This is a genomic window from Phenylobacterium soli (assembly GCF_003254475.1).
Lineage (GTDB): Bacteria > Pseudomonadota > Alphaproteobacteria > Caulobacterales > Caulobacteraceae > Phenylobacterium > Phenylobacterium soli.
Genome location: NZ_QFYQ01000001.1, coordinates 741,267 through 755,667 on the forward strand (window position 1 = coordinate 741,267; position 14,401 = coordinate 755,667).

Below are 14,401 nucleotides of genomic sequence, written 5' to 3' on the forward strand. Positions count from 1 at the left end.
CGCCGCCCAGACCTTCAGGTTCCCGAACGGGCCGAGGAGGCTGAGGAACAGGCCGATCGCCGTGCCCACCGCCAGCACCCGGCCGACGAGCCGCCAGCTGACGGGGTTGGGGCGCTCCATGGCGGGCGCAGCCTCGCCGGGTGCGGCCCTCTCCTCGACCAGGCGCTGGTTCACGTCCACGGCGGCGTCGCCATCCCCGTTCGGCGCAACCCTCGCGGCCGCCGTCTCCACGGGAGGAAAGGCGCCTGTCCGAATCGTGTCAACCGCGGCGCTGACCGAGCCCCGGGACCCTGCGCGAAGCGACAGGATGTCGCGCGTCTCTCGCTGCCTGACCTGGCCCGGGCGCTCACGGCGTGACTAGCTTCCGACACGTTTGCGGCCCATATGGCGCGCACGACCACCCGGGGCGTCCTGCCGAACTGCCATGGCCGAGCTGATATTCCACGATCCGACGGGACGTCGCGCGCGCCTGGTCCGGCTGGTGGGCGGCCTGCTCCTGGCGCTGGCCGCCCTGACCGTCGCGGCCTTCTTCGGCACCCTGGCCTTCGCCCCCCGCCTGCCCAGCCTGACGCTGAAGGACCCGCGCGTCCTCCAGGCCCTGCACCAGGAGAACACCCACCGACTGAAGGGTCGGCGGGAGTGGACCAAGATCCCGCATCCGCGCAGCCCGGCGGCCGGCGGCGGCCTCGCCCGGCCCCTGGCCGTCGGCTTTTACGTCTCCTGGGACGAGAACAGCCGCGAGTCGCTCGCCGACCACGTCGACCAGCTGGACGTGGTCTCGCCGCAGTGGGTGGCGCTCTCGGGCGCCAAGGGCGAGGTGGAGATCACCTCCGACGCCCAGGCCCGCGCCATCATCGCTCAGGCCAAGAAGCCGCCGTCGATCCTGCCTGGCGTGCACAACGCCAAGGACGGCATCTTCAACGGCCCGGCCGCCGACGCGGTGATCCTCAATCCCGCGGCCCGCAAGCGGCTGATCCAGAATCTCGTCGAACAGGCTCCCAAGCGCGGCTACGCGGGCTACGTCTTCGACTTCGAGAACCTCTCGCCCCAGGCGGCCCAGGCCTATCCCGGCCTCGTCGCCGCCGCCCGCGCGGCGCTGAAGCCTTCGGGCCGCGAGGTCTGGGTCACCGCGCCCTTCACCGACGACAGCTTCCCCCTGAAGCGTCTCGCCGCCTCGGCGGACACGGTCGTGCTCATGGCCTACGACCAGCACTGGGGCACCGGGCATCCGGGCTCCACCGCCGGCCAGGAGTGGTTCGAGCAGGCGCTCGAGCAGCGCATGGCCGAACTCGATCCGGCCCATACCGTGCTGGCGCTGGGCGCCTACGGCTATGACTGGACCATGCCGAAGGGCAAGGATCCGGGGAAGGCGGAGGCCGTCACCTTCAACGAGGCGACCCAGCGGGCGCACGATTCCGGCGCCCGCCCGATCATGGACGACGTCGAACTCAACCCGCACTTCGACTACAGCGAGAACGGCCGCGACCACACCGTCTGGTTCCTCGACGCCTCGACCCTGTTCAACCAGATGAAGGTCGCCGACGGCTTCCGGCCGATGGGCTACGCCCTTTGGCGGATGGGCGGCGAGGACCAGCTCTCCTGGAAGCTGCTGCGCCACAACTACGGCCAGCTCAGCGCCGAGGGCCTCGACATCCTCAAGCCCGGCCAGGACGTGAACTTCGACGGCCAGGGCGAGGTGCTGCACGTCTCCGACACCCCGCACCCCGGCCACCGGGCCCTGGAATTCGATCCCGACACCGGTCTGATCTCGGGCGAGACCTACGACGACCTGCCGACGTCCTATGTGATCCAGCGCTACGGCTTCCATCCGGGGCTGGTGGCGCTGACCTTCGACGACGGGCCGGACGGACGCTGGACCCCGCAGATCCTCGACATCCTGAAGAAGAAGCACGCGCCCGCGACCTTCTTCGTCATCGGCAAGAACATGCAGCGCTTCCCCGACCTGGTGGAGCGCGAGGTCAACGAAGGCCACGACGTCGGCGGTCACTCCTGGACCCACCCCAACATCGCCGAGATCCCCGCCGCCCAGACGACGGTGGAGCTGACGGCCACCCAGCGGCTGTTCGAGACCATCACCGGCCACTCGACGCGGCTCTTCCGCCCGCCGTTCTTCGGCGACGCCGAGCCCTCGACCCCGCGCGAGGTGGCGCCGATCCTGGCGGCCCAGAACCAGGGCTACCTCTCCGTCGGCCTGCGCATCGACCCGGACGATTGGAAGAAGCCCGACCCGCAGCACATCGTCGACACCACCATCGCCCGCCTGCAGGACACCGTGCGCCCCGGCCAGGTGGTGCTGCTGCACGACAGCGGCGGCGACCGCAGCCGCACGGTGGCGGCGCTGCCGATGCTGATCGACGAGATCCGCGCCCACGGCTACCGCCTGGTGACCGTCGCCGAACTCGCCGGGATGAGCCCCGAGCAGGCGATGCCGCTCACCAGCCGCTCGTCCGTGGAACTGACGCTCGATCGCCTGGGCTTCGGCTTCTTCCACGACGTGGAGATGGTGCTCTCCTGGCTGTTCATCGGCGCGATCGCCCTCGGCGTCGCGCGGCTGCTGTTCCTGGCCCCGCTCGCCCTGCTGCACCGCCTCCTTGCGCCGGGCCGCACGCCGGCGGACCTCGACCCGGCCACCGGGCCGCTGGTCAGCGTCCTGATCCCCTGCTTCAACGAGGAGAAGGTGATCGTCGCCTCGGTGCGCCGGATCCTCGCCTCGGAGTGGCGCAACCTCGAGGTCCTGGTCCTCGACGACGGCAGCAAGGACCGCACCTCCGACGTGGTCCGCGAGGCCTTCGCCGGCGAGCCGCGGGTCAAGCTCCTGACCTTCGAGAACGGCGGCAAAGCGCGGGCGCTCAACCGCGGCATGGAGTCGGTGAACGGCGACATCGTCGTGGCGCTCGACGCCGACACGCTCTTCCCGGCCGACACGATCGGCAAGCTCGCCCGCTGGTTCGTCGACCCGCGGGTCGGGGCGGTGGCCGGCAACGCCCTCGTGGGCAACCGCAACAACCTGATCACCCGCTGGCAGGCCCTGGAATACGTCACCGCCCAGAATCTGGAGCGCCGCGCCCTGGCCGCCCTCGGGGCGGTCACCGTCGTGCCGGGCGCGGTCGGCGCCTGGCGCCGCCGCACCCTGGAGGAACTCGGCGGCTATCCGGCCGACACCCTCGCCGAGGACCAGGATCTGACGCTCGCCTGTCAGCGCGCCGGCTGGCGCGTGGAGTTCGACCCCGACGCGCGGGCCTACACCGAGGCGCCGGAGACCGTCGCCGGCCTCCTCAAGCAGCGCTTCCGCTGGTCGTTCGGCACCCTGCAATGCATCTGGAAGCACCGCGCCGGCCTGTTCAGCCTCAAGCACCCGGTGCTCGGCTTCGTGGCCCTGCCGCAGATCTGGCTGTTCCAGATCGTGCTGACCGCCATCGCCCCGCTGGTCGACCTGGCCATCGTCTGGAGTCTGCTGGCCTCGGCCTATTCCTGGATCTGGCACCCGCAGGAATGGTCGGCCGACGACCTCGTCCGCCCGCTCGCCTACTGGGCCGCCTTCATCTTCCTGGACCTGTCGGCCGGCGCGCTCGGCATGGCGCTCGAGCGCCGCGCGCCGTGGGGCGACATCATGTGGATGCCGGTCCAGCGCTTCGGCTACCGCCAGTTGATGTACTCGGTGGTGGTGCGCTCCCTGGATGCGGCGCTGAACGGCGCGCGGGTCGGCTGGGGCAAGCTCGAGCGACGGGCCACGGCGGCCCTGGAACACGCCGGCTAGCAGGCCAGCCAAGTCCTTGCTCCCTCAGGGGGAACAGGCGCGTCGAGCCACCGGATGCCCCTGCGTCAGAGACCGTCGTTTTAAGCGCCTCACGCGGTTGTCATCGCCAAAGGGGGCGCCTATAACCCCGGCCACCCGCTCGAAGCCCGGCAACGAGGTCGGACTTGCGCGCGGCATTCCCGCAAAGCGCCTCAAGGCCTCATGAACATCCACGAACACCAAGCCAAAGCCGTCCTCTCCGAGTTCGGCGTGGCGGTCCCGCGCGGCTATGCCGCCTTCTCCGTCGATGAAGCGGCCGAGGCCGCCAAGAAGCTCGGCGGTCCCGTTTTCGTCGTGAAGTCCCAGATCCACGCCGGCGGGCGCGGCAAGGGCCGCTTCGAGGGCCTGGGTCCGGACGCCAAGGGCGGCGTCCGCGTCGTCAAGTCCGCCGATGAGGTCCGCACCAACGCCCAGGAGATGCTGGGCCGGGTGCTGGTGACCCACCAGACGGGCCCCGCGGGCAAGCAGGTGAACCGCCTCTACATCGAGGAAGGCGCCGCGATCGCCAAGGAATTCTACCTGTCGCTGCTGGTGGACCGCGAGACGAGCCGAGTCTCGGTCGTGGCCTCCACCGAGGGCGGCATGGACATCGAGGACGTGGCCCACGCCACGCCCGAGAAGATCGTCACCTTCTCCATCGACCCGGCGACGGGCGTGTTCCCGCATCACGGCCGTCGCCTCGCCAAGGCGCTGGGCCTGACCGGTGGTCTGGCGAAGGAAGCGGCGACGCTGCTCGGCCAGCTCTACACGGCGTTCCTGGCCAAGGACATGTCGATGCTGGAGATCAACCCGCTGATCGTCACCGCCGACGATCATCTTCGGGTGCTCGACGCCAAGGTGTCCTTCGACTCCAACGCCCTCTTCCGCCATCCCGAGATTGTGCAGCTGCGCGACGAGAGCGAAGAGGATCCCAAGGAGATCGAGGCCTCCAAGTACGACCTGTCCTACATCGCCCTCGACGGCGACATCGGCTGCATGGTCAACGGCGCGGGCCTGGCCATGGCGACCATGGACATCATCAAGTACTTCGGCGCCGAGCCCGCCAACTTCCTCGACGTGGGCGGCGGCGCCACCCAGGAGAAGGTGACGGCGGCCTTCAAGATCATCATGGCCGACCCGAACGTGAAGGGCATCCTGGTGAACATCTTCGGCGGCATCGCCCGCTGCGACCTGCTGGCCAACGGCGTCGTCGCCGCGGTCAAGGAGGTGGGTCTGAAGGTGCCGCTGGTGGTTCGCCTGGAAGGCACCAATGCCGAGCTCGGCAAGCAGATCATCCGCGACAGCGGCCTCAACGTCATCCCGGCCAACGACCTGGCCGATGGCGCCGAAAAGATCGTCAAGGCCGTGCGGGGGGCCGCTTAAGTCATGTCCGTCCTGATCAACAAGAACACCCGCGTCCTCTGCCAGGGCATCACCGGCGCCCAGGGCACCTTCCACACCGAGCAGGCCATCGCCTACGGCACCAAGATGGTCGGCGGCGTGACGCCCGGCAAAGGCGGAACCAAGCACCTCGACCTGCCGGTGTTCGACACCGTCGGCGAGGCGGTGAAGGAGACCGGGGCCGAGGCCACCGTGATCTACGTCCCGCCGCCCTTCGCGGCCGACTCGATCCTCGAGGCCATCGACGCCGAGATCCCGCTGATCGTCTGCATCACCGAAGGCATCCCGGTGGCGGACATGGTCAAGGTGAAGCGCTCGCTGAGCGGCTCGAAGTCCCGGCTGATCGGCCCGAACTGCCCGGGCGTGCTCACCCCCGGCGAGTGCAAGATCGGCATCATGCCCGGAAACATCTTCAAGCGCGGCTCGGTGGGTGTTGTCTCCCGCTCGGGCACGCTTACCTACGAAGCCGTGTTCCAGACCTCTCAGGTGGGCCTCGGCCAGACGACGGCCGTGGGCATCGGCGGCGACCCGGTGAAGGGCACCGAGTTCATCGACGTGCTCGACATGTTCCTGAAGGACCCCGAGACCGAGTCGATCATCATGATCGGCGAGATCGGCGGTTCGGCCGAAGAAGACGCGGCTGAATTCATTAAAAATTCAGCAACCAAGAAGCCTATGGTCGGCTTCATTGCGGGACGCACCGCGCCGCCCGGGCGGCGCATGGGTCACGCGGGCGCGATCATCTCCGGCGGCAAGGGCGGGGCTGAGGACAAGATCGCTGCGATGGAGGCTGCGGGCATCCGCATCGCCCCCACCCCGGCGGCGCTCGGCTCGACCATGCTCGAGGTGCTGAAGGGCGCCTGAGACTGAACTGTTAGCGTAAGGGCGGTCCGCGCTCGGCTCCTTCGTCAGAAGCTCCGCGGGCCCCGCCCGGGAAGAAGAAGAGATGGCGGACGACGCAGGTCTGATCAACGAGGTGCTCGCCGAGACCTCCTTCCTCTACGGGGGCAACGCGGCCTTCGTGGAGGACCTCTACGCGCGCTGGGCCGAGAACCCGGCGTCCGTCGAGCCGTCCTGGCAGGCGTTCTTCGCCACCCTGCACGACCGGGCCGAGGACGCCCGCCGCCAGGCCCAGAAGCCAGCGTGGACGGCTCCTTCGGCGCCGGCCGCCCGGCCCGACTGGCTGTCGGCCCTCGACGGCCTGTGGCCGGCGGTCCAGGCCAAGACCGAGACCAAGATCGCCGAGCGCCAGCCGGCGGCCACCACCGACCAGGTGCGCGCCGCCACCCTGGACTCGCTGCGCGCCATCATGATGATCCGGGCCTACCGGATGCGCGGCCACCTGAAGGCCAATCTCGACCCGCTGGGCATCGCCACCACGCCGGGGGACGCCTCCGAACTCGATCCGGCGACCTACGGCTTCTCGGAAGCCGACTTCGACCGCCCCATCTTCCTCGACTACGTGCTCGGCCTCGAGACGGCGACGGTGCGCGAGATCCTCGAGATCCTGCGCCGCACCTACTGCTGGAACGTCGGCGTCCAGTACATGCACATCTCCGATCCGAAGGAGAAGGCATGGCTCCAGGAGCGCATCGAGGGGCGTGACAAGGAGATCACCTTCACCAAGGAGGGCAAGGTCGCCATCCTCAAGAAGCTGATCGAGACCGAGGGCTTCGAGCGCTTCCTGCACCGCCGCTTCCCCGGCACCAAGCGCTTCGGCCTCGACGGCGGCGAAGCCATGGTCCCGGCCATGGAGCAGGTCATCAAGCGCGGCGGCGCGCTGGGCGTGAAGGACATCATCATCGGCATGCCGCACCGCGGCCGCCTGAACGTCCTGGCCGCGGTGATGGGCAAGCCCTACCACGTCATCTTCCACGAGTTCCAAGGCGGCTCGTCCCTGCCCTCCGACGTCGAGGGCTCGGGCGACGTGAAGTACCACCTCGGCGCCTCGTCGGACCGCGCCTTCGACGGCAACAACGTCCACCTGTCGCTGACCGCCAACCCCTCGCACCTCGAGATCGTCAATCCGGTGGTGATCGGCAAGGCGCGGGCCAAGCAGGCCTTCACCCTGCGCGAGACGCCGACCGCCGGCCGCAGCCACGTGCTGCCGATCCTGCTGCACGGCGACGCCGCCTTCGCCGGCCAGGGCGTGGTGGCCGAGTGCTTCGCCCTCTCCGGCCTCAAGGGCTACGGCGTCGGCGGCACCATCCACTTCATCGTCAACAACCAGATCGGCTTCACGACGAGCCCCAAGAACTCGCGCTCGTCGCCCTATCCCTCCGACGTGGCCCTGATGGTGGAAGCCCCGATCTTCCACTGCAACGGCGACGATCCCGAGGCCGTCACCTTCGCCACCAAGGTCGCCACCGAGTACCGCCAGCTGTTCGGCAAGGACGTGGTGGTCGACATGTTCTGCTACCGCCGGTTCGGCCACAACGAGGGCGACGATCCGACGATGACGCAGCCCTTGATGTACCAAAAGATCAAGGACCACCCGTCGGTGCGCCAGCTCTACACCAATCGCCTGATCGGCGAGGGCGTGGTCAGCCAGGGCGATGTGGACGGCTGGATCAAGGCGTTCGACGACTTCCTCGACGCCGAGTTCGACGCCGGCAAGAACTACAAGGCCAACAAGGCTGACTGGCTGGACGGCAAGTGGTCGGGCCTGGCCCTGCCGGGCGGCGAGGAGCGCCACGTCACCGGCGTCTCCAAGCAGAAGCTGCTCGACCTCGGCCGCAAGATCACCACCATCCCGGAGCGGGTCAGCGTCCACAAGACGGTGGACCGCGTCATCGCCGGCCGCCGCGAGGCGATCGAGACCGGAGCCGGGCTGGACTGGGCCACGGGCGAGCATCTCGCCTTCGCCACCCTGCTCGACCAGGGCTACCCGGTCCGCCTGTCGGGCCAGGACAGCGTGCGCGGCACCTTCACCCAGCGCCACTCCGGCCTCGTCGACCAGAAGACGGAGGAAGTGTACTTCCCGCTCCGCAACCTCGGTCCGAACCAGGCCCACTTCGAGGTGCTGGATTCGGCGCTCTCCGAAGAGGCGGTGCTCGGCTTCGAGTACGGCTTCTCGCTGACCGACCCCAACACCCTGACCCTCTGGGAGGCCCAGTTCGGCGACTTCGCCAACGGCGCCCAGGTGGTGGTCGACCAGTTCATCTCCTCCGGCGAGCGCAAGTGGCTGCGGATGAGCGGCCTCGTGATGCTGCTGCCGCATGGCTACGAAGGGCAGGGCCCGGAGCACTCGTCCGCCCGCCTCGAGCGCTACCTGCAGCTCTGCGCCGAGGACAACATGCAGGTCGTCTATCCGACGACGCCGGCCAACTACTTCCACGCTCTGCGCCGGCAGCTGCTGCGCGAATACCGCAAGCCGCTGATCGTCATGACGCCCAAGAGCCTGCTGCGCCATAAGCGGGCGGTGTCGAACCTCTCGGACATGGCCGAGGGCACCAGCTTCCACCGCGTGATGGTCGACGGCGCCGAGGCCGGCTGCGACGTGGGCGGCGTGACGCTCAAGCCGGACGCCAAGATCAGCCGGGTCATCCTCTGCTCGGGCAAGGTCTACTACGACCTCATCGAGCAGCGGGCCAAGACCGGCCGCGACGACGTCTACATCCTGCGCCTGGAGCAGTTCTATCCCTGGCCGCTGAAGTCGCTGTCCAACGAGCTGAAGCGGTTCAAGAACGCCGAGCTGGTCTGGGTCCAGGAAGAGCCCAAGAACATGGGCGGCTGGACCTTCGTCGACCCCTGGCTGGAGCTGACGCTCGAGCGCCTGGACGTGAACGCCAAGCGCGCCCGCTACGTCGGCCGCCCGGCCTCCGCCTCCACCGCGGCGGGCCTGATGAGCCGGCATCTGAGGGAGCTGGAGGCTTTCCTTACGGAAGCCTTCGCGTAAAGAGACCGTCCGTAGCTACTGGCGACTTGGCCAAGCCGACTTTGCCAACCAACTGTGTTTGTGTGTTGAAGATCTGAGGAGCGCATCGAAATGGCCGACATCATGACGCCGGCGCTGGGCGAATCCGTCACCGAGGCGACGGTCGCCAAGTGGACCAAGAAGGCCGGCGACACGGTGCGCAAGGACGAGATCCTCGTCGAGCTGGAGACCGACAAGGTCAGCCTCGAGGTCGCCGCCCCCGCCGACGGCGTGCTCGCCGAGATCTCGGCCGAGGAAGGCGCCACGGTCGAGCCCGGCGCGGTGCTCGGCAAGATCACCGAAGGCGCCGCCGCGGCGGCCGCCCCCAAGGCGGCCGCACCGACGTCGAAGCCGACCCCGGTCCCGGCCGGCGAGCTGCAGCCGGAGCCGCAGCCCGGCAAGGCGGCCCCGACCTCGGCCCCGGTGCCCGACACGTCCGCGCCCCAAGCCGCCTCCGGGAAGCGCGCGGCCGAACCAGTCCTGGCGCCGTCGGCCCAGCGCATCGTCGCCGAGAACAAGCTCCAGCCGGCGGCCATCCAGGGCACCGGCAAGGACGGCCGGATCACCAAGGGCGACGCCCTGGCCGCGCTCGAGTCCCGCGCCAACGCCCCGGCCGCGCCGGCCGCCGCCGCCGCGCCGCGCCCGATCCACGAGCGCGAGGAGCGGGTGCGCATGACCCGCCTGCGCCAGACGATTGCGCGCCGGCTGAAGGAGGCGCAGAACGCCGCCGCCATGCTGACCACCTTCAACGAGGTGGACATGACGGCCGTCATGGCCCTGCGCAACCAGTACAAGGACGTCTTCGAGAAGAAGCACGGGGTGAAGCTCGGCTTCATGAGCTTCTTCGTCCGCGCCGTGATCCACGCCCTCAAGCAGGTGCCCGAGGTCAACGCCGAGATCGACGGCCAGGACCTGATCTACAAGAACCACTACGACATCTCGGTGGCCGTCGGCACCGAGCGCGGCCTCGTCACCCCGGTGGTCCGCGACGCCGACCAGATGAGCCTCGCCGAGATCGAGAAGACCATCGGCGCCCTCGGCAAGAAGGCCCGCGACGGCCAGCTCGCCCTGGAAGATCTGCAGGGCGGCACCTTCACCATCTCGAATGGCGGCGTCTACGGCTCGCTGATGTCGACGCCGATCCTGAACGCGCCGCAGTCGGGCATCCTCGGCATGCACAAGATCCAGGAGCGGCCGATGGTGGTCGGCGGCCAGATCGTCGCCCGGCCGATGATGTACCTGGCGCTCAGCTACGATCACCGCATCGTCGACGGCCAGGGCGCCGTCACCTTCCTGGTGCACGTGAAGGAAGCGATCGAGGAGCCGCAGCGCCTGCTGCTCGACCTCTAAGCGCCCCTTCCGCTTTCCGTATTATGTTCAGGGGCGCGCTCTAGGGTGCGCCCCGACTTGCTTTGAGAAGAAGCGACATGGCCGAGACCACTTACGACGTCGTCATCATCGGAGGCGGGCCCGGCGGCTACAACGCCGCCATCCGCGCCGGCCAGCTCGGCCTCAAGGCCGCCTGCGTCGAGAAGCGCGGCACGCTCGGCGGCACCTGCCTCAACGTCGGCTGCATGCCGTCCAAGGCCCTGCTGCACGCCTCGGAGCTGTTCGCGGCGGCGAACGGCGAGTTCGCCAAGCTCGGCATCGAGGTCTCGCCCAAGCTCAACCTCGGCCAGATGATGGCCCAGAAGGACGAGTCGGTGACCGCCCTGACCAAGGGCATCGAGTTCCTGTTCAAGAAGAACAAGGTCGACTGGGTGAAGGGCGCCGGCAAGATCGCCGGCCCGGGCAAGGTCGAGGTCACCGGCGAGGACGGCAAGGTCACGACCCTGGCCGCCAAGAACATCGTCATCGCCACCGGCTCGGAGCCCTCGAGGCTGCCGGGCGTCGAGGTCGATCAGCAGCGTATCGTCGATTCCACCGGCGCGCTGGCCCTCCCGGAAGTGCCGAAGAAGCTGGTGGTCATCGGCGCCGGCATCATCGGCCTGGAGCTCGGCTCCGTGTGGCGCCGCCTCGGCGCCGAGGTCACCGTCGTGGAGTTCCTCGACCGCATCACCCCCGGCATGGACGCCGAGACGGCCAAGACCTTCCAGCGCGCCCTGACCAAGCAGGGCATGGTGTTCAAGCTCGGCGCCAAGGTCACCGGCGCCAAGACCTCGAAGAAGGGCGTCACCCTGACCGTCGAGCCCGTCGCCGGCGGCGCCGCGGAGACGCTGGAAGCCGACTACGTGCTGCTGGCCATCGGCCGCCGGCCCTACACCGAGGGCCTGGGCCTGGAGAGCGTCGGCGTCACGCCGAACGCCCGCGGCGTCATCGAGACCGACCACTTCAAGACCTCGGCGCCCGGCGTCTGGGCGATCGGCGACGTGATCCCTGGCCCGATGCTCGCCCACAAGGCCGAGGAAGACGGCGTCGCCTGCATCGAGATGATCGCCGGCAAGTGGGGTCACGTGGACTACGACCTGGTGCCGAGCGTGGTCTACACCAGCCCCGAGGTCGCCTGGGTCGGCAAGACGGAGGAGGAGCTCAAGGCCGCGGGCCGCGCCTACAAGACCGGCAAGTTCCCGTTCACCGCCAACAGCCGGGCCAAGATCAACCACGAGACCGAGGGTTTCGTGAAGGTGCTGGCCGACGCCGCCACTGACGAGGTCCTGGGCGTTCACATGATCGGTCCGTCGGTGTCCGAGATGATCGGCGAGTACTGCGTGGCCATGGCCTTCCGCGCCGCATCCGAGGACGTGGCGCGCACCTGCCACCCGCACCCCACCCGCTCCGAGGCGCTGCGCCAGGCCGCCATGGGCGTCGAGGGGTGGACGATGCAGGCGTAAGGCCGCTTGGCGGCGGGTCTGCAGGTCCGCCGGGCGAGGCCGGACGAGCTTCCGGCCTGCGCCGACCTCTATGTCCGCGTCCTGCGCGAGACCTTCACCTGGTTGCCGCCCGAGCGGCACCGCCGCGAGGAGTTCCTGCGCGCGGCCCGCGAGGAGGAAGTCTATGTCGCCGTCGCGGGCGAGCGCATCCTCGGCCTCGCCGCCTTCTACCGGCCGCAGAACTTCCTCCACTCCCTCTATGTTGACGAGCGCGGCGACGGGATCGGCAAGGCGCTCCTCGATCACGTGAGCGCCGTCGCGGACGGCCCGGTCTCGCTGAAGGTCCAGCTCCCCAACCGTCACGCCCAGCGCTTCTACGCCCGCGAGGGCTTCGCCTGCGTCGAGCGCGGCCAGGATCCCGGCTCGGACGTGGAATGGCTGAGGCTGGTCAAGGAGAAGCGCTGAACTCGCTTCTCCCGCTTGCGGGAGACGTCTTGCTCCTCGCGGCCATCCGGCGGCATCCTCCCGGGAGACGCGAACGGAGGCTCCCATGCTCGTCGCTATCCTCGCCGCCGGCCTGGTCCAGGGCGCCCAGCCCGCGCCCGGCGTCCGGGTCATCCAGGGCTTTGGCCCGACCCTCGCCAAGCCGGCCTGCCAGGCCGCGACGATCCAGACCGCCGCGCCGGTCGATCCGGCCCTGCTGTTGCGTCCGCAGGACCGCGCCCGGGTGAAGTATCGTCGCCTGGGCGAGCTGCCCAAGGCCAACCACGAGATCGCCGTCCTGCGGCAGGTCGAGGGCTGCACGGCTCCGGTGGTGGTGTCCTACGAGGTCGAGCTCGACGGCCGCGCGGCGGGCGGGCAGTAGGCTCAGGCGTGCGGGTGGGCGCTGTTGTAGGCGCTCAGCAGCGCCGCCGCGTCGACCTCGGTGTAGCGCTGGGTGGTCGACAGCGACGCATGGCCCAGCAGCTCCTGGATCGAGCGCAGGTCCGCACCGGCGCCCAGGAGGTGGGTGGCGAACGAGTGGCGCAGGGCGTGCGGCGTGGCGCTGGCCGGCAGGCCGAGCCGGCTCCTGAGGTTCTGCACCGTCGCCTGCACGTGGCGGGGTGACAGGGCGCCGCCGCGCTTGGCGACGAACAGCGGCCCATCCTTGTCCAGCACGTGCGGCACGGCCTTGAGATAGTCGTCGATGGCGTCGCGCACGGCCGGCAGCACCGGCACGATCCGGGTCTTGGAGCCCTTGCCGGTGATCCGCAGGCTTTCCGGAAGCGGCGCGTCCGAGCGCCTGAGCGACAGGGCCTCGGAGATCCGCAGGCCGCAGCCGTAGAGCAGGGTCAGCACCGCCTGGTCGCGCGCGGCTTCCCAGTCCTCGCGATCGGGGTCGAGCGCCGGCTCGGCGATCAGGCCCGCCGCCTGGTCCTCGCTGATCGGGCGGGGCGCGCCGGGCTTCACCTTCGGTCCCCGCACCAGGGCGATGGCCGGATTGGATGTGTCGAGCCGGCGGTCGAGGAAGCGGTGGAAGGTGCGGATCGCCGACAGCGCCTGGGCCAGGGAGCGTGGGCTCAGGGGATGCTCGCCCTGGCGTAGGTGGGCGAGCCAGGCGCGCACCTCGCCGGCGGTGATCCCGCCGAGGTCCTTGAGCGAGATCGTCTCGCCGCGGTGCGCCTGCAGGAAGGCCAGATAGCGCCGCCCCGCGAAGCCGTAGGCCTCCAGGGTGCGGGGCGAGGCGCGTCTTTCGTTGGCCAGGTGCTCCAGCCAGGCCGAAAGCGCCTCGTCGGACCTCACAGGATCGGCCAGCGCTCGGCGGTGCGCTCCACCACCCGGGCGAGGAACGCCACGAGCTCGGCGCCCATGTCCTCGGTGAAGCCTTCCGGATCGGCCGAGCCGAACGCCAGCAGGCCCTGGCAGGCGGGCTCCCAGATCGACATCCGCACCATGGCCATGGACTGCACCTGCGGCGCGCGCTCGCCGAACAGGCCGAGCGCGGTGGGCGCAAAGCCCATGCGCGCCAGGCGGCTCGGGCTGCCGAGGATCATGTCCACCTGGCCCTCGACCAGCAGCTTCCAGCCGGCCGGCACCCGCTCCGGGTGCTCCAGCGCGATCACCGCGGCGGCGAGGCCGAAGCGGGTCTGCGACAACTCGTCGAGCCGCCAGGCGAGTTCGGAATGGTTGCGCGCGTCGAGGAGGTCGATGACCGCGCCGTGGGTCTGGGCCTGGGCCGAGAAGTTGGCGCGGGCGGTTTCTTCCAGCTGCTGGCGCTGGGTGGCCTCGCGCTGGTGGGCGGCGTGCACGCGGGCGAGCGCGGCCGGGCCGAACTCGACCACATTGCCCTCGGCCGCGACGCGCAGGCCGAGCTCGTCCAGGAGGCCGAGGTCCTCGCGCAGGAACTGCGGATTGTCGGCGAGGAAGCGGCGGACCGCCGACGGTTCGAGAGCGACGCCTTCGATCTCGCCCTGCGATCCGTCCATGTCCGCCCCCTTC

10 protein-coding genes are annotated in these 14,401 nt (G+C 69.7%); 8 read left to right on the top strand and 2 right to left on the bottom strand.

The features are described 5' to 3' along the window. Positions 1–424: 424 nt before the first annotated feature. From DJ017_RS03835 to DJ017_RS03870, 8 genes are all read left to right on the top strand, one after another. Entirely contained in the window at positions 425–3,778 is a 3,354-nt protein-coding gene (locus DJ017_RS03835; protein ID WP_111527469.1) for a glycosyltransferase, read from the top strand. Positions 3,779–3,979: 201 nt separating this feature from the next. Continuing rightward, positions 3,980–5,179: an ADP-forming succinate--CoA ligase subunit beta gene (sucC, locus tag DJ017_RS03840; protein ID WP_111527470.1), complete on the top strand. Its 1,200-nt coding sequence runs from the start codon at positions 3,980–3,982 to the stop codon at positions 5,177–5,179. A 3-nt stretch (positions 5,180–5,182) separates the two neighbouring features. Further along, positions 5,183–6,061 carry a succinate--CoA ligase subunit alpha gene (gene sucD / locus DJ017_RS03845; protein WP_111527471.1) on the top strand — a complete coding sequence of 293 codons (879 nt, stop codon included), beginning with the start codon at positions 5,183–5,185 and terminating at the stop codon, positions 6,059–6,061. An 82-nt stretch (positions 6,062–6,143) separates the two neighbouring features. Further along, on the top strand, positions 6,144–9,095 hold the full coding sequence (locus DJ017_RS03850; RefSeq protein WP_111527472.1) for a 2-oxoglutarate dehydrogenase E1 component: 2,952 nt from the start codon (positions 6,144–6,146) through the stop codon (positions 9,093–9,095). A gap of 90 nt (positions 9,096–9,185) precedes the next feature. Then, entirely contained in the window at positions 9,186–10,463 is a 1,278-nt protein-coding gene (gene odhB / locus DJ017_RS03855; RefSeq protein WP_111527473.1) for a 2-oxoglutarate dehydrogenase complex dihydrolipoyllysine-residue succinyltransferase, read from the top strand. 77 nt (positions 10,464–10,540) lie between these two features. Beyond that, complete coding sequence (gene lpdA / locus DJ017_RS03860; protein ID WP_111527474.1) at positions 10,541–11,944, top strand: dihydrolipoyl dehydrogenase; 1,404 nt, start codon at positions 10,541–10,543, stop codon at positions 11,942–11,944. A gap of 6 nt (positions 11,945–11,950) precedes the next feature. Further along, positions 11,951–12,388, top strand: a complete 438-nt coding sequence (locus tag DJ017_RS03865) for a GNAT family N-acetyltransferase (RefSeq protein WP_111527475.1) — start codon at positions 11,951–11,953, stop codon at positions 12,386–12,388. A gap of 85 nt (positions 12,389–12,473) precedes the next feature. Beyond that, positions 12,474–12,788, top strand: a complete 315-nt coding sequence (locus DJ017_RS03870; RefSeq protein WP_111527476.1) for a hypothetical protein — start codon at positions 12,474–12,476, stop codon at positions 12,786–12,788. Positions 12,789–12,790: 2 nt separating this feature from the next. Here the strand turns inward: DJ017_RS03870 and DJ017_RS03875 are convergent, their stop codons facing one another. After that, positions 12,791–13,705 (bottom strand): tyrosine recombinase XerC, encoded by a 915-nt coding sequence (locus tag DJ017_RS03875; protein ID WP_111527477.1) that lies wholly within the window; start codon positions 13,703–13,705, stop codon positions 12,791–12,793. Further along, positions 13,702–14,388: a DUF484 family protein gene (locus DJ017_RS03880; RefSeq protein ID WP_111527478.1), complete on the bottom strand. Its 687-nt coding sequence runs from the start codon at positions 14,386–14,388 to the stop codon at positions 13,702–13,704. Before DJ017_RS03880 ends, DJ017_RS03875 begins: the two co-directional genes overlap by 4 nt. Positions 14,389–14,401 lie beyond the last annotated feature (13 nt).

What these genes read in the sequence shown, in the direction of transcription:
- DJ017_RS03835 (WP_111527469.1), top strand. Translation starts at nt 425, where the DNA reads ATGGCCGAGCTGATATTCCACGATCCGACGGGACGTCGCGCGCGCCTG.
- sucC (WP_111527470.1), top strand. Translation starts at nt 3,980, where the DNA reads ATGAACATCCACGAACACCAAGCCAAAGCCGTCCTCTCCGAGTTCGGC.
- sucD (WP_111527471.1), top strand. Translation starts at nt 5,183, where the DNA reads ATGTCCGTCCTGATCAACAAGAACACCCGCGTCCTCTGCCAGGGCATC.
- DJ017_RS03850 (WP_111527472.1), top strand. Translation starts at nt 6,144, where the DNA reads ATGGCGGACGACGCAGGTCTGATCAACGAGGTGCTCGCCGAGACCTCC.
- odhB (WP_111527473.1), top strand. Translation starts at nt 9,186, where the DNA reads ATGGCCGACATCATGACGCCGGCGCTGGGCGAATCCGTCACCGAGGCG.
- lpdA (WP_111527474.1), top strand. Translation starts at nt 10,541, where the DNA reads ATGGCCGAGACCACTTACGACGTCGTCATCATCGGAGGCGGGCCCGGC.
- DJ017_RS03870 (WP_111527476.1), top strand. Translation starts at nt 12,474, where the DNA reads ATGCTCGTCGCTATCCTCGCCGCCGGCCTGGTCCAGGGCGCCCAGCCC.
- DJ017_RS03880 (WP_111527478.1), bottom strand. Translation starts at nt 14,388, where the DNA reads ATGGACGGATCGCAGGGCGAGATCGAAGGCGTCGCTCTCGAACCGTCG.